At 69.7% G+C, this 14184-nt stretch carries 13 protein-coding genes; 6 read left to right on the top strand and 7 right to left on the bottom strand.

Annotation, left to right across the window (positions count from 1 at the left end; genetic code table 11):
- Positions 1 to 472 (bottom strand): DUF2510 domain-containing protein (locus tag H5J26_RS09290; RefSeq protein WP_181765268.1); only part of this gene is annotated, 472 nt, incomplete at its 3' end.
- 263 nt (positions 473 to 735) lie between these two features.
- On the opposite strand from H5J26_RS09290, the gene H5J26_RS09285 reads away from it, so the two are divergent.
- Positions 736 to 1221, top strand: a complete 486-nt coding sequence (locus H5J26_RS09285; RefSeq protein ID WP_181765267.1) for an SsgA family sporulation/cell division regulator — start codon at positions 736 to 738, stop codon at positions 1219 to 1221.
- Between the two features lie 161 nt (positions 1222 to 1382).
- Here the strand turns inward: H5J26_RS09285 and H5J26_RS09280 are convergent, their stop codons facing one another.
- Positions 1383 to 2750, bottom strand: coding sequence for an FAD-binding oxidoreductase (locus tag H5J26_RS09280; protein ID WP_181765266.1), 1368 nt, complete (start codon positions 2748 to 2750; stop codon positions 1383 to 1385).
- Between the two features lie 97 nt (positions 2751 to 2847).
- A complete protein-coding gene (gene hppD, locus H5J26_RS09275) occupies positions 2848 to 4005 on the bottom strand; it encodes a 4-hydroxyphenylpyruvate dioxygenase (protein WP_181765265.1) in 1158 nt (385 codons plus the stop codon).
- A 134-nt stretch (positions 4006 to 4139) separates the two neighbouring features.
- Here hppD and H5J26_RS09270 point away from each other — a divergent pair, with 134 nt between their 5' ends.
- From H5J26_RS09270 to H5J26_RS09250, 5 genes are all read left to right on the top strand, one after another.
- Entirely contained in the window at positions 4140 to 4652 is a 513-nt protein-coding gene (locus H5J26_RS09270; protein ID WP_181765264.1) for an Lrp/AsnC family transcriptional regulator, read from the top strand.
- A 76-nt stretch (positions 4653 to 4728) separates the two neighbouring features.
- Positions 4729 to 5376: an ABC transporter permease gene (locus tag H5J26_RS09265; RefSeq protein WP_181765263.1), complete on the top strand. Its 648-nt coding sequence runs from the start codon at positions 4729 to 4731 to the stop codon at positions 5374 to 5376.
- Positions 5369 to 6649 carry a betaine/proline/choline family ABC transporter ATP-binding protein gene (locus H5J26_RS09260; protein WP_181765262.1) on the top strand — a complete coding sequence of 427 codons (1281 nt, stop codon included), beginning with the start codon at positions 5369 to 5371 and terminating at the stop codon, positions 6647 to 6649. The genes H5J26_RS09265 and H5J26_RS09260 overlap by 8 nt, the downstream gene beginning before the upstream one ends.
- 101 nt (positions 6650 to 6750) lie before the next feature.
- Positions 6751 to 7593 (top strand): ABC transporter permease, encoded by an 843-nt coding sequence (locus tag H5J26_RS09255; RefSeq protein ID WP_181765271.1) that lies wholly within the window; start codon positions 6751 to 6753, stop codon positions 7591 to 7593.
- Positions 7593 to 8630, top strand: coding sequence for a glycine betaine ABC transporter substrate-binding protein (locus H5J26_RS09250; protein ID WP_181765261.1), 1038 nt, complete (start codon positions 7593 to 7595; stop codon positions 8628 to 8630). The genes H5J26_RS09255 and H5J26_RS09250 overlap by 1 nt, the downstream gene beginning before the upstream one ends.
- 58 nt (positions 8631 to 8688) lie before the next feature.
- Here the strand turns inward: H5J26_RS09250 and H5J26_RS09245 are convergent, their stop codons facing one another.
- The 4 genes from H5J26_RS09245 to H5J26_RS09230 form a co-directional block, all read right to left on the bottom strand.
- Complete coding sequence (locus tag H5J26_RS09245) at positions 8689 to 9495, bottom strand: S16 family serine protease (protein WP_419183773.1); 807 nt, start codon at positions 9493 to 9495, stop codon at positions 8689 to 8691.
- Positions 9496 to 9727: 232 nt separating this feature from the next.
- Entirely contained in the window at positions 9728 to 10372 is a 645-nt protein-coding gene (locus H5J26_RS09240) for an IclR family transcriptional regulator (protein ID WP_181765260.1), read from the bottom strand.
- Positions 10373 to 10598: 226 nt separating this feature from the next.
- A complete protein-coding gene (gdhA, locus tag H5J26_RS09235) occupies positions 10599 to 11975 on the bottom strand; it encodes an NADP-specific glutamate dehydrogenase (protein WP_181765259.1) in 1377 nt (458 codons plus the stop codon).
- A 290-nt stretch (positions 11976 to 12265) separates the two neighbouring features.
- A complete protein-coding gene (locus H5J26_RS09230; RefSeq protein WP_181765258.1) occupies positions 12266 to 14056 on the bottom strand; it encodes a DEAD/DEAH box helicase in 1791 nt (596 codons plus the stop codon).
- Positions 14057 to 14184 lie beyond the last annotated feature (128 nt).

Raw genomic sequence — 14184 nt, 5'->3', positions numbered from 1 at the left:
CGGCCTGCCGGGAGGCGTCCGCCTGCCATGCAGAGGCCGGCTCGGGGCGCTGGCCGTGCAGACGGCCCGGGTCGTCCCAGTCCAAGGACACGGGCTGCGCGATCTCGCCGCGGGGGCGCAGCTCCGGCAGGGACTCGCCACCACGCGCGGACGGAATGCTCTCGCCCGCTCCGCCGACGTCCGGGTCCTCGTCGAGGAAGACCGGGCCCGTCTCCTCCGCCGCGGCGGGCATCCCCTGCCTCGCCTCGGGTGCGGGCTCGGGCTCGGTGGGCGGCGGGCCCGCGGAGACCGCCGAGGAGGCGGCGGCAGCCGACGGCGGCGCAGGCATCGGCTCACCGTCACGCGGCTCGGGACGGCTGGTGCCCGGCACCCACGAGGAACCGTTCCAGTATCGGATGTACCCGGGGATGGACGGATCGGGATAGAAGCCAGGGGCGGGGCTGCCGCCGGATCCTGAGAGGGGCGCGCTCATAGTCCAGATCCCGTATCTGTTCGACCGTTGTGTCGCCTTGTGGCGTCTTGTGACGTACGTGCAACGCAGTTACCCCCGCGCGGCGCAACCGTGAAGCGTAGTGTCCACATCTACCAGACAGGGCAGACAACTTGCCCGCCCCATCTGACGCGCAACCCCTCCGCGGAGGAAGAATGAAGCGAAGACGCGTAAGGACTCACGCCCTGGGCCCTCTCCACAGGTGCACGCCACCACAGGCTGCGTGATCACGAAAGGGCACGCCCATGCAGATCCTCGTTGAATGCGAACTTGAGATCAGGCTGGTGCTTTCGCCTGACCGCAACCTCCCCGTGCCCGCGCGGCTCACCTACCGCGCGGACGATCCCTACGCCGCCCACATCGCGTTCCACGTGGGCCAAGGCGCCTCCGTCACTTGGACCTTCGCGCGTGAGCTGCTGGTCGAGGGTGTGTTCCGTGCCTGCGGTGAGGGCGACGTGAGGGTGTGGCCGGCCAAGGTCCAGGGCCGCGACATCCTCTGTGTGGCGCTCTCCTCCCCGGACGGCGACGCCCTGCTGGAGATGCCCTCCTCCGTCGTCTCCGGCTGGCTGGAGCGCACCCTGCGGGCGGTCCCTCCTGGCCTGGAGTCCGAAGTGCTGGGCATGGACAAGGCGTTGAGGGATCTGCTGGAGGCCGCCCAGGGCGACGACCTGTGCGTGCGCGACCCGTCGCCGTCGGACGAGTCGGGTGACGGCGGAGGTGTGCTGCCGTAGCCTCACCGCGCCTCACGCTTTTCACTCGATCCGATGAATCCCGATGAATGTGCCCTGAGTGGCCCGTAGTTCGGACGAGTCACCCGGGCGGCGAGTGCCTGCCGGCTCGGAAGGCCCTTTCCGGCTCAGAAGAGCTTCCCCGCTCAGAAGAACTTCCCGGCTCAGAAGAGCTTCCCGGGGTTCAACAACCCCAGCGGGTCGAACACTTCCTTGATGCTGCGCTGCATCTCCAGCCCCACAGGCCCGAGTTCGCGGGCCAGCCACTCCCTCTTCAGCACGCCGACGCCGTGTTCGCCGGTGATGGTGCCGCCCAGCTCCAGCCCGAGGGCCATGATCGCGTCGAACGCCTCGCGTGCCCGGCGGGTCTCGTCCTCGTCGTCCGGGTCGAAACAGACGGTGGGATGGGTGTTCCCGTCGCCGGCATGTGCGCAGACGCCCACCGTCAGGCCGTACTTCTCGCCGACGGCCGCCGTGCCCTCCAGCATCTCCGCGAGCTTCGAGCGGGGCACGCACACGTCGTCGATCAGCGTCGTCCCCGCGAGGGCCTCCATCGCGTAGTGCACGCTGCGCCGCGCCTGGAGCAGCATCTCCGACTCCGCCTGGGTCTCGGCGGGTACGACCTCGCTCGCGCCCGCCGCCTTGCACAGCTCCCCCACGGCCGCCAGGTCCTCGCCGGGCTCGGGGGTGTCGAAGGCGACGAGGAGCAACGCCTCGGTGGAGTCGGGCAGTCCCATGCTGGTCAGGTCGTTCACCGCACGCAGCGTCGTACGGTCCATCAGCTCCATCAGCGAGGGCACGTGGCCGCTCTCCATGATCCTGCAGACCGCGTCTCCCGCGGCTGCCGCCGAGGAGAACTCCGCGGCCAGCGCGAGCTGTCGGGGCGGCCGGGGCTTCAGGGCGAGAACGGCACGTACGACGACGCCGAGCGTGCCCTCGGAGCCCACGAAGAGCCGCGTGAGGTCGTAGCCGGCGACGCCCTTGGCCGTGCGGCGGCCCGTGGACATCAGACGCCCGTCGGCCAGCACGACATCGAGACCGAGCACGTATTCGGCGGTGACCCCGTACTTCACGCAGCACAGACCGCCGGCGGCCGTGCCGATGTTGCCGCCGATGGTGCACTCCTCCCAACTGCTCGGGTCCGGGGGGTAGTGCAGGCCGACCTCGTTGACCTCGCGCGACAAGGTCGCGTTGACGACGCCGGGTTCGACGACCGCGACGCGGTCGACCGGGTCGATCTCCAGGATCCGGTTCATGCGCGCGAGACAGAGGACGATGCAGCCGTCGCTGGCGTTCGCCGCTCCGGACAGGCCCGTGCGGGCGCCCTGCGGGACGACGGGGACGCGCAGCGCGGTCGCGGTGCGCATGACGTGCTGGACCTCTTCGGCGGTGCCGGGCAGCACGACCGCAGCGGGGGTGCCGGCCTCGCAGAAGTCGGCCATGTCACGGGCGTAGGAGGCGGTGACGTCCGGGTCGGTGAGGACGGCGTCGGCGGACAGTCCGTCCCGCAGCCGTGCGATCAGCTCGCTCATGGCCTCCACCATCGCACCCGCCCGCACCGCCCGGGAAGGCGGGACGATGCGGGCGGGTGCGTGGAGCGTTCGGGAGGCCGGAGAGGTCAGGCGGGCGTCAGAGGTTGCCGCGCTTGTCCTGCTCGCGCTCGATCGCCTCGAAGAGCGCCTTGAAGTTGCCCTTGCCGAAGCCCATGGAGCCGTGCCGCTCGATCATCTCGAAGAAGACGGTGGGCCGGTCCTGGACCGGCTTGGTGAAGATCTGCAGCAGGTAGCCGTCCTCGTCCCGGTCGACGAGGATCTTCAGCTCCCGCAGCGTCTCCACGGGCACCCGCGTCTCGCCGGCCCACTCGCCGAGGGTGTCGTAGTAGGAGTCCGGCGTCTGGAGGAACTCCACACCGGCGGCGCGCATGGCCCGTACCGTCGCGACGATGTCGTTCGTGGCGAGCGCGATGTGCTGGACGCCCGCACCGCCGTAGAACTCCAGGTACTCGTCGATCTGCGACTTCTTCTTCGCGATCGCGGGCTCGTTGATCGGGAACTTGACCTTCAGGGTGCCGTCGGCGACGACCTTCGACATCAGCGCGCTGTACTCGGTCGCGATGTCGTCGCCCACGAACTCCTTCATGTTGGTGAAGCCCATGACCTTGTTGTAGAAGGCGACCCACTCGTTCATCTTGCCGAGTTCGACGTTGCCCACGCAGTGGTCGATCGCCTGGAAGTTGCGCTTGCCCGGCTCGACCATCGGCTGCGCCGGCGAGAAGCCCGGCAGGTACACGCCGTTGTAGCCGGAGCGCTCCACGAGGGTGTGCCGCGTCTTGCCGTAGGTCGCGATGGCGGCGAGTACGACGGTGCCGTGCTCGTCCTCCTTCACGTGGGGCTCGGTGACGCCGGTGGCGCCGTGCTCGACGGCGTGCGCGTAGGCGGCGCGCGCGTCGGGGACCTCGATGGCCAGGTCGACGACCCCGTCGCCGTGCGCGGCGACATGTTCGGCCAGGAACCGGCCCCACTCGGTCGAGGGCTTGATGACGGAGGTGAACACGAAGCGGGCCGCACCCGATTCGAGCACGTAACTGGCGGTCTCGCGGCTGCCGTTCTCCGGTCCGGAGTAGGCGACGAGCTTCATGCCGAAGGCCGTGGAGTAGTAGTGGGCGGCCTGCTTGGCGTTGCCGACGGCGAAGACGACCGCGTCCATCCCCTTCACCGGGAAGGAGTCGGCTTGCCGGGCGCCCTCGTGAGGTGTCGCCGTGGGAGCTGCGTGCGTGGTCTCAGTCATGCCCTCAGGCTCCCCCCGTTCCACAAGGTGCGCAATACTTCCCGTAATCACTGAACACCTTGCACAGCCGCCTTGGACCTGAGCCGGACGATCTGTGCAAGGTGCGCAGAAAGTTGGTTACTGAAAGGGAACCCGTGGGTATCGATCGGCTCGATGGACGACTGCTCGAACTGCTCGCGGACGAACCGAGGATCGGGGTGCTGGAGGCATCCCGGCGTCTCGGCGTCGCCCGCGGCACCGTGCAGGCCCGGCTGGACAGGCTTAAGACCGCTGGGGTGATCCGCGGGTTCGGGCCCGACGTCGACCCGTCGGCCATCGGCTATCCCGTCACCGCCTTCGCCACCCTGGAGATCAAACAGGGCCAGGGCTCGGACGTACGCGCACACCTGAACTCCGTGCCGGAAGTGCTGGAGCTGCATACGACGACGGGGCACGGGGATATGCTCTGCCGCCTCGTCGCTCGGTCGAACGCCGACCTGCAGCGGGTGATCGACCGCGTCGTCGGATTCGACGGCATCATGCGGGCGTCGACGGCCATCGTCATGGAGAACCCCGTGCCGCTGAGGATCATCCCGCTGGTCCGTCAGGCAGCGGGCACGGCGGACCCGGCTCAGCCACGGCAGACGACCGGCGACGACGTGCTCTGAGAGCGCACGGCCCTGCCCGGTCGAGGCACAAGCGACGGAAGCGACGGAGACGGATGAAGAAGCGAGGAATGCCAGAGTGAGCTTCTGGGAGTATCTCAGCAACCGGCAGGCCCAACTGCTGGCCGATTCCCTGCAGCACGCGAGCGCGGTCCTCCAGTGCATGGTGGCCGCGACCGTTCTCGGCGTGCTCATCGGTGTCGTGACCTATCGCAGCGAGTGGGCCGGGGATCTCGCCACCACGACGACCGCGACGATCCTGACCGTGCCCTCGCTGGCGCTCATCGGTCTGCTGATCCCGCTGGTCGGGCTCGGTGTCGCACCGACCGTCGTCGCCCTGACGCTGTACGGACTGCTGCCCATCGTCCGCAACGCCATCGTCGGACTCCGCGGAGTCGACCCCTCGCTGGTGGACGCCGCCCGCGGCATCGGCATGTCACGGACGCGGCAGCTGCTCAAGGTCGAACTGCCGCTGGCCTGGCCGCCGATCCTCACCGGCATCCGCGTCTCCACCCAGATGCTCATGGGCATCGCCGCGATCGCGGCCTTCGCCTCGGGGCCCGGCCTGGGCAACCTCATCTTCCGCGGCGTGGCCTCGCTCGGCAGCGCCAACGCCCTCAACCAAGTGCTCGCGGGAACGCTCGGCATCGTCGTGCTCGCGCTGCTTTTCGACGCCGCGTACGTCCTCATCGGACGCCTGACCATCCCGAGGGGGATACGTGCCTGAGACGACACCCGCAGCAGAGTCCGGCGAGGCGGTGGAGGGGAAGACCCAGCCGCTCGGCGACGGCGCATCCGGTGCCACCATCCAGCTCGAAGGCCTGACCAAGCGCTACTCCGGCTCCGCGGCACCCGCGGTGGACGGCGTCAGCCTGGAGGTCAAGGCGGGCGAGATCGTCGTACTAGTCGGCCCGTCGGGGTGCGGCAAGTCCACCCTGCTGAAGATGATCAACCGGCTGATCGAGCCCACCTCGGGCCGCATCCGGATCGGCGACGAGGACGTCACGGACATGGACGCGGTGAAGCTCCGCCGCAAGATCGGTTACGCGATCCAGTCGTCCGGCCTCTTCCCGCACATGACGGTCGCGCAGAACGTCGCGCAGGTCCCGAAGATGGCCGGGTGGCCGAAGGCGAAGATCAAGGCGCGGGTCGAGGAGATGCTCGACCTCGTCGGCCTGGACCCGGCCGAGTTCCAGGGCCGCTACCCGCGCCAGCTCTCCGGCGGTCAGCAGCAGCGCGTCGGCGTCGCCCGCGCACTGGCAGCCGACCCTCCCGTGCTGCTGATGGACGAGCCCTTCGGCGCCGTCGACCCAATCACGCGTGACCACCTTCAGGACGAACTGATCCGTCTGCAGCACGAGTTGCGCAAGACCATCGTCTTCGTCACCCACGACTTCGACGAGGCGATCAAGCTGGGCGACCGCATCGCGGTGCTGCGCGAGCAGTCGCACATCGCCCAGTTCGACACCCCGGAGGCCATCCTCACCAACCCCGCTGACGACTTCGTCTCCGGTTTCGTGGGAGCCGGTGCCGCCCTCAAGCGCCTCAACCTCACGCGCGTACGGGACGTGGAGATAGTCGACTTCCCCACCGCCACGGTCGAGGAACCGCTGGAGACCATCTCGGAGATGCTCAGCGCGGGCACCACGAACGAGGTGCTGCTGCTGGACCGCAAGCAGCGTCCGTACAAATGGCTGCGGCGCGGCGATCTCACCCACGCCAAGGGCTCGTTGGCCCGCGCGGGCACGCTCGTGCACGACACCGTCACCCGTGACGCGACCCTGCGCGACGCGCTGGAGGCGGTGCTCACGGACAACGCGGGACGCGTCGCGGTCACGGGCAGGCGCGGCGAGTACACCGGCGTCGTCGACGTGGAGACGCTGATGAACTCCGTGCACGACCTCCTCGACGCCGACCGGCTGGAGGCGATCGAGCACCAGCACCGGCTGAGCGACCAGCAGGCCCGGCGGACGTACGCCGCGCAGGAGGGCCTCACGTGAGCAACGAGACTGGACCCGGCGCGGGAGCGACCGGGGACGCGGGGAGCTCGACGGACACCGAGGAGAGCGCCGGACGGCCGGGGAGCGAGGCCGCGGGGAGCATCCCGGGTCAGGCCGCCGCACCGGACGAGTCGGTCGCACCGGACGAGGCCGCCCCACAGGACGAAGGAACGCGCCGGGGAGCCGCCGTCGCCGAGGGCCGGCTGGCACGGCTGACCTGGCAGAAGCTGACCATCCTTCCGGGTGTGGTCGGGCTCGTTCTGCTCGGCACCTGGCTGTGGTTCCGCAGCGCGGAGCTGGACACGATCGCCCGCAACGCGCTCGCCGACGGCAACGTCACGCTGCGCCTGGGCCAGCACATCGAGATGACGGTGATCTCCACCTTCTGGGTGCTGGTCATCGCCATACCTCTCGGCATCGCGCTCACCCGCCCGTTCCTGCGCAAGGCCACGCCCGTCGCCATGGCCGTGGCCAACCTCGGCCAGGCGATCCCCTCTCTCGGCCTGCTGGTGCTGCTGGTCTTCTGGCTCAACATCGGCCAGACCACGGCGGTCGTCGGCATGGTGGTCTACGCGGTGCTGCCCGTCCTGGCCAACACCATCACGGGGCTGCGCGGCATCGACCCCGGACTGACCGAGGCGGCGAAGGGCATCGGGATGTCGTCGCTGGGAGTGCTGGCCAAGGTCGAACTCCCGCTGGCCGTACCGCTGATCCTGGCGGGCGTGCGCAACGCGCTCGTCCTCAACGTCGGGACGGCCACCCTCGCCACGTTCATCGGCGGCGGCGGGCTCGGAGACCTGATCTCCTCCGGCATCACCAACCAGCGGATGCCGGTGCTGATGCTCGGCTCGATCCTCACGGTCGCACTCGCGCTGCTGATCGACTGGATCGCCTCACTCGTCGAACTGCTGCTGCGCCCGCGCGGCTTGGAGGGATCGTCCTGATGCGCACGCCACGGCTACAGCGACCTCCACGCCGCACTGGTGCGTCCCTGCGCCCCTCCAGCCGTACGGCCGCGCTCGCCGCCGGGCTGACGGCCCTGGCGCTGGCCGGCTCGCTCAGCGGCTGCGGACTGGTCAGCGGCAGTCCCATGAGCGACAAGGTGCGGCCGGGCAAGGTGGGGTCGGGCCAGCCCTTGAAGGACGCCCAACTGACCGTGACCTCCAAGGAGTTCACTGAGCAGATCATCCTGGGCAAGATCATGGGGCTGGTCTTCCGCGCCGCCGGGGCCGACGTCGTCGACCGCACGGCCGTCCAGGGCTCCATCGGCGCGCGCTCGGCTGTGGAGACCGGCACGGCGGACGGCATGTACGAGTACACCGGCACGTCCTGGATCACCTACCTCGCCCACACCAAGCCCATCCCCGACCCGAGGAAGCAGTGGGAGGCCGTGCAGAAGGAGGACCGTGCGAACGGCGTCGAGTGGCTCGAACCGTCCGCCCTCGACAACACCTACGCGCTGGTCGTCAGCGAGAAGCTGCAGAAGAAGTACGGCACGAAGACCCTCTCCGACGTCGCCGAGCTCTCCCGCGAGAACCCGAAGGCCGGCTCGGTGTGCGTGGAGAACGAGTTCGCCTCCCGGCAGGACGGCCTCGTGGGCATGGCGAAGAAGTACGGCATGAAGTTCCCCGCCGGCCGGGTCCACAAGATGGCCGGCGGTGTCGTCTACACGCAGACGGCCAAGGGCAAGCCGTGCGTCTTCGGCGCGATCGCCGCGACCGACGGCCGCATCCCGGCGCTGAAGTTGAAGATCCTGGAGGACGACAAGAAGTTCTTCCCGAACTACAACGTCGCGCCCGAGATGAACAGCGAGACGATGAAGGAGTACCCGGAGATCGCCGGGCTGCTCGCTCCCATCACCAAGGCGCTCAACAACAAGATGGCGCAGAAGCTCAACGCGAAGGTGGACGTGGAAGGTCAGGACCCGCACGACGTCGCCAAGGACTGGCTGGTGCGGGAAGGCTTCATCAAGACGGGCTGAGACGACGGCCGTTCGGCCGGGGCACGGTCAGCTCTTCAGCCGGTGAAGGACCGGGCGGTCAGCAACTGGGCACCCGGCCGCCGTCCTTGAGCGCCTTGAGCGAGTCCAGCGTCCCGTCCAGCGTCCGTACGGGGATGAGGCGAAGGCCCTCCGGGCGCAGGGCCTTCGCCTCACCGCACTCGGCTGCCGGCACGAGGAATACGGTCGCTCCGTCGCGCTTCGCCGCCTTGGTCTTCAGGCTCACCCCGCCGACCGGGCCCACCTTGCCGTTCTCCTTGATCGTGCCGGTGCCCGCGATGGAGCGGCCGTCGGTGAGGCTGCCGCCGCGGCCGTCCCCGTCGAGCTTGTCGACGATGCCGAGCGAGAAGAGCAGCCCCGCGCTGGGGCCGCCGACGTCGGCCAGGCGCAGCGTGACCCGTACCTTGCGGGGTGACAGGTGCAGCTGCCGCAGCGCCGCGTCGACTGCCGCGTTCTGCGACTGCCGCATCTCGTCCTTGCTGTGCTTCTCGACCTCTTCGGTGGTCTCCCCCACCGGGTAGACCGCCGCGGTCGGCATCACCGCCCGGTCCTCGCTGAACCAGGCGCGGACGACCTCCGGCAGTTCGACGTCCGCCTCCGGCGGCGTAGCCGCGATGGTCGTCATCAGCAGCCGTCCGTCGGCGTCGCTCGTGCCGCGGCTGTCCGCGCCGGAGACGGTGATGACCGGCTTGCTCTTGTTCAGGCCGACCACGTTCGCGGTCAGACCGGGCTGGGCGAGCGACATCGGCAGCGGCACCACCGCGGTGACGGCCAGCAGTGCGATCAGCGGCACGGCGCAGACCGCGATCGTGCGCCCGCGCCGTGAGAGAGGCAGCCGGGAACGCAGGCCCTGTCCGATCCGGGAGAGGAGGGACGGGCGGGGTTCGGGAGTGTTCACCCCGGCAACCTAACAACCGTTGGCGGCCGCCTCGTCCGGTACCTCGGGCTCCATCACGGTCGCCCCGCGGCACGCTCACTGCGCGAGCACAGTCGGCTGACGTTCCGGGGGCTTCCGAGGGCGCGTAAGGACAGGCCCAGGCGGCGAGGAGCGGTGGCTGCGGCCTCCCTGCCGACGGCTGTCAGCGCAGTGCGTCGGCGACTTCCTGCGCCGCCTTCACCACGCGCTCCCCCACCTGCTGCGGGACCGCGTCGATGAGCATGACCACGCCCACGCTCCCCTCGATGCCGGTCACACCGCGTACGGGGGCTGCGGCTCCGCTCGCGCCGGCCTCCAGTTCGCCGTGCGTGAGTACGAAGCCGGGGCCCAGGTCCTTCTCGGGGCCGCGGCCCATGAGTACGGCTCGGCCCGCGGCCCCCCGGTCGAGGGGGTGCCGGAATCCGGTGCGGTACGCCACGTGGTAGTCGGTCCAGCTCGGCTCGACCACGGCGACGGCCAGCGCCTCCGTGCCGTCGACGAGGGTGAGGTGCGCGGTGGCGCCGACCTCCTCGGCCAGCGAGCGCAGCGCCGGAAGCGCCGCTTCCCGTACGAGCGGGTGCACCTGGCGGCCCAGCCGCAGCACCCCGAGCCCGACCCGTGCACGCCCGCCCAGGTCCCGGCGGACCAGCGCGTGCTGTTCCAGCGTGGCCAGCAGGCGGTACACGACTGTGCGGTTGACACCGAGCTTGTTGGACAGCTCGGTCACGGTCAGGCCGTGATCGGTGTCGGCGAGCAGCTTGAGGACACGCAGTCCCCTGTCGAGCGTCTGAGAGGTCTCCGCTGTCACGACGCTCCTCTCGTGGGTGAGTGGCGGCACGGGGTGGGGGGCGCTACCAGGGGGGCGTTGTGTGACGGGAAACTTAGCGATCGACACCGCTGACCGGAAGAGTCTGTCCAGAATCCGGTCACATCTGATCGCGGAGAGGCGAAGATCGACCAGAAAACACCGTGTCCCCCACCGCCCCGTTGCGGGCCCGTGAATCCCTGCACGAGCCCGCCCCGAGGGCCGCGCCTCAGATGACGCCCTGCGCCAGCATCGCCTCCGCGACAAGCTCGAACCCGGCGATGTTCGCGCCCGTCACGTAGTCGCCGGGCTGCCCGTAACGCTCCGCCGTCTCGTGGCAGGAGTCGTGGATGCGCCGCATGATCTCCGCCAGCCGCTTCTCGGTGTGCGAGAAGCTCCAGGAGTCGCGCGAGGCGTTCTGCTGCATCTCCAGCGCGCTGGTCGCCACACCGCCCGCGTTGGCGGCCTTGCCCGGCCCGAACGCGACACCGCCGTCCCGGAAGACCTGTACGCCCTCGGGAGTGGTCGGCATGTTCGCGCCCTCCGCCACCGCCTTGACCCCGTTGCGTACGAGAGAGACGGCGTCCTCCTCGGTGAGCTCGTTCTGCGTCGCACAGGGCAGCGCCACATCGCAGGCGACCGCCCACACGCTGCCGTCGGCGACGAACCGTGCGCTCTCACGGCGCTCGGCGTACTCGAAGATCCTCGCCCGCTCGACTTCCTTGACCTGCTTGAGCAGTTCGACGTCGAGACCCTTCTCGTCGACCACGTAGCCGCTGGAGTCGGAACAGGTGACCACGGTGGCGCCCAACTGCTGTGCCTTCTCGGCCGCGTAGATCGCGACGTTGCCCGAACCGGAGATCGCGACGCGCTGCCCGTCCAGCCCCTCGCCGCGGGCCCGCAGCATCTCCTCGGTGAAGAGCACGCACCCGTAGCCGGTGGCCTCCGTACGCCCCTGCGCACCGCCCCAGCCCACGCCCTTGCCGGTCAGCACGCCCCACTCGTAACGGTTGGTGATCCGCTTGTACTGGCCGAACAGATAGCCGATCTCCCGCGCGCCGACGCCGATGTCCCCTGCCGGGACGTCGGTGTGCTCACCGAGGTGCCGGTACAGCTCGGTCATGAACGACTGGCAGAAGCGCATGACCTCCGTGTCCGAACGGTTCTTGGGGTCGAAGTCGCTGCCGCCCTTGCCACCGCCGATGTTCAGGCCGGTCAGCGCGTTCTTGAAGATCTGCTCGAAGCCCAGGAACTTCACGATGCCGATGTTGACCGACGGGTGGAAGCGCAGACCGCCCTTGTACGGGCCGAGCGCGCTGTTGAACTCCACGCGGAAGCCCCTGTTGATGTGCACCCGGCCCGCGTCGTCGACCCACGGCACCCGGAAGATGAGCTGGCGCTCCGGCTCGCACAGCCGCTCGATGATGCGTGCCTCGCGCAGCTCGGGCCTGCGCTCGAAGACGGGGCCGAGCGTGTCCAGCACCTCGCGGACCGCCTGGTGGAACTCGGTGTCGCCGGCGTTGCGTCGCAGGACCTCGCGGTAGAGGGGCTCCAACCCGCTGTGCTGGACGCCGTTCTGCGGGGCGCGGCGATCCGTTGAGAGCATCTGGCGGTCTCCTTCTGGCACTTCTGAGTGAGCGTGAATGCGCGGATGCTACGTGACGGAGACCACTCCTCACGCCCACTCTCGCCGCGCGGCGAAACCTGTGTCACCCGGCGTCGGAGAACCTGTACGAAGCCCCGCACGACCCCCGAGGAACGTCAGGTACCGACAGCGGGAGGCCGCCCACCGGACGGAAGGGGGCGGGACGCGTGGGCATGCGTGTCCGGACATGCGTGCGCGGAGCGGCACGCACCCGAAAGGACCCGCGCCAACGACATCCCGCCCGCCGGGAGTCACCGCATCCGCGTGGCCCACTCCCGCACCTTCGCGATGCGCTGCTCCAGCTGGCCCGCCGTGGCCTCCGCGCTCGGCGGCCCTCCGCACACCCGGCGCAGCTCGTTGTGGATCACGCCGTGCGGCTTGCCGCTCTGATGCACGTACGCACCCACCAGGTTGTTCAACTGCTTGCGCAGTTCCAACAGTTCCTTGTGGGTGACCACCGGCCGCCGGTCCGCGGGGAGTTCGAGGAGGTCCGCGTCGGCGTCGGGCCGCTTCTTGCTGTGCGAGATCTGCCGCGCCTGACGTTTCTGGAGCAGTGTCTGCACCTGCTCCGGTTCCAGCAGTCCGGGGATACCGAGGTAGTCCTGCTCCTCCTCGCTCCCGGGGTGCGCCTGCATGCCGAACTCGGCGCCGTCGTACATCACCCGGTCGAAGACGGCGTCCGACTCCAGCGCCTCGAAGGGGAGTTCGTCCCCTTCGCCCGTGTCCTCGTCCTGCTCGCGCTCGGCCTCCGCGAGGAGGTCCGCCTCCTCCGCGTACGGGTCCTCGTTGTCCTTCTTCGGCTTGTCGAGCACGTGGTCGCGCTCGACCTCCATCTCGTTCGCGAAGCTCATCAGCATCGGGATGGTCGGCAGGAAGACGGACGCCGTCTCACCGCGCCGCCTCGACCGCACGAACCGGCCCACGGCCTGCGCGAAGAAGAGCGGCGTGGAGATCGTGGTCGCGTAGACGCCGACCGCGAGCCGGGGCACGTCCACGCCCTCCGAGACCATGCGCACCGCGACCATCCAACGGTCCTGCGAGGCGCGGAAGTCGTCGATGCGCTGTGAGGCGCCGCCGTCGTCGGAGAGGACGAGGGAGGCGGAGACTCCCGTGATCTCACGCAGGAGTTTCGCGTAGGCGCGCGCCGAGTCCTGGTCGCTGGCGATGACCAGGCCGCCCGCGTCCGGGATGGACTTGCGCACCTCGGTCAGCCGCCGGTCCGCCGCGCCGAGGACGGCGGGCATCCACTCGCCGTGCGGGTCGAGTGCGGTGCGCCATGCCTGGGAGACCGCGTCCTTCGTCATCGGTTCGCCGAGCCGGGCGGCGATCTCGTCGCCCGCCTTGGTGCGCCAGCGCATGTTGCCGCTGTAGGAGAGGAAGATGACGGGCCGCACGACGCCGTCGCCCAGCGCGTTGCCGTAGCCGTAGGTGTAGTCGGCGACGGAGCGGCGCACTCCGTGGGCGTCCTCCGCGTAGTCGACGAACGGGATCGGGTTGGTGTCGGAGCGGAAGGGGGTGCCGGTGAGCGCGAGCCGGCGCGCGGCCGGTTCGAACGCCTCCTGGCACGCCTCCCCCCAGGAGCGGCTGTCGCCCGCGTGATGGATCTCGTCGAGGATGACGAGCGTCTTGCGCTGCTCGACACGGTTGCGGTGGAGCATGGGCCGTACGCCGACGCCCGCGTACGTCACCGCGACGCCGTGGTACTCCTTGCTGAGCGGGCCCGCGCTGTAGTCCGGGTCCAGCTTGATGCCTATACGCGCGGCCGCCTCGGCCCACTGCTTCTTCAGGTGCTCCGTGGGTGCCACGACGGTCACCTGCTGCACGACGTGGTGGTGCAGCAGCCACGAGGCGAGGGTGAGCGCGAAGGTCGTCTTCCCGGCGCCGGGAGTCGCGACGGCGAGGAAGTCGCGTGGCTGCTGCTCGAGATACGCGTCCATCGCACCCTGCTGCCAGGCGCGCAGCTTGCTGGCCGTACCCCACGGGGCGCGGCCGGGGAAGGCGGGCGAGAGGTGGTGGCTGGTGGAGGAAGTGCTGGTAGTCACGGTCTCCGGTGGTGTCGGTGCGCGGGCGAACTGGGCGTGGCCGCTTGTCGTACGGAACCGAGTCAGCCTACCGAGCCCGTGTGACAGTCTCCGGGGGAGCCCGGTTTCTCCCGGGCGCACCAGCGGCC

The sequence above is a fragment of the Streptomyces albidus (ex Kaewkla and Franco 2022) genome, assembly GCF_013870515.1.
Taxonomy (GTDB): Bacteria; Actinomycetota; Actinomycetes; order Streptomycetales; family Streptomycetaceae; genus Streptomyces; species Streptomyces albidus.
This window is presented reverse-complemented; position numbering and strand designations above follow the sequence as displayed.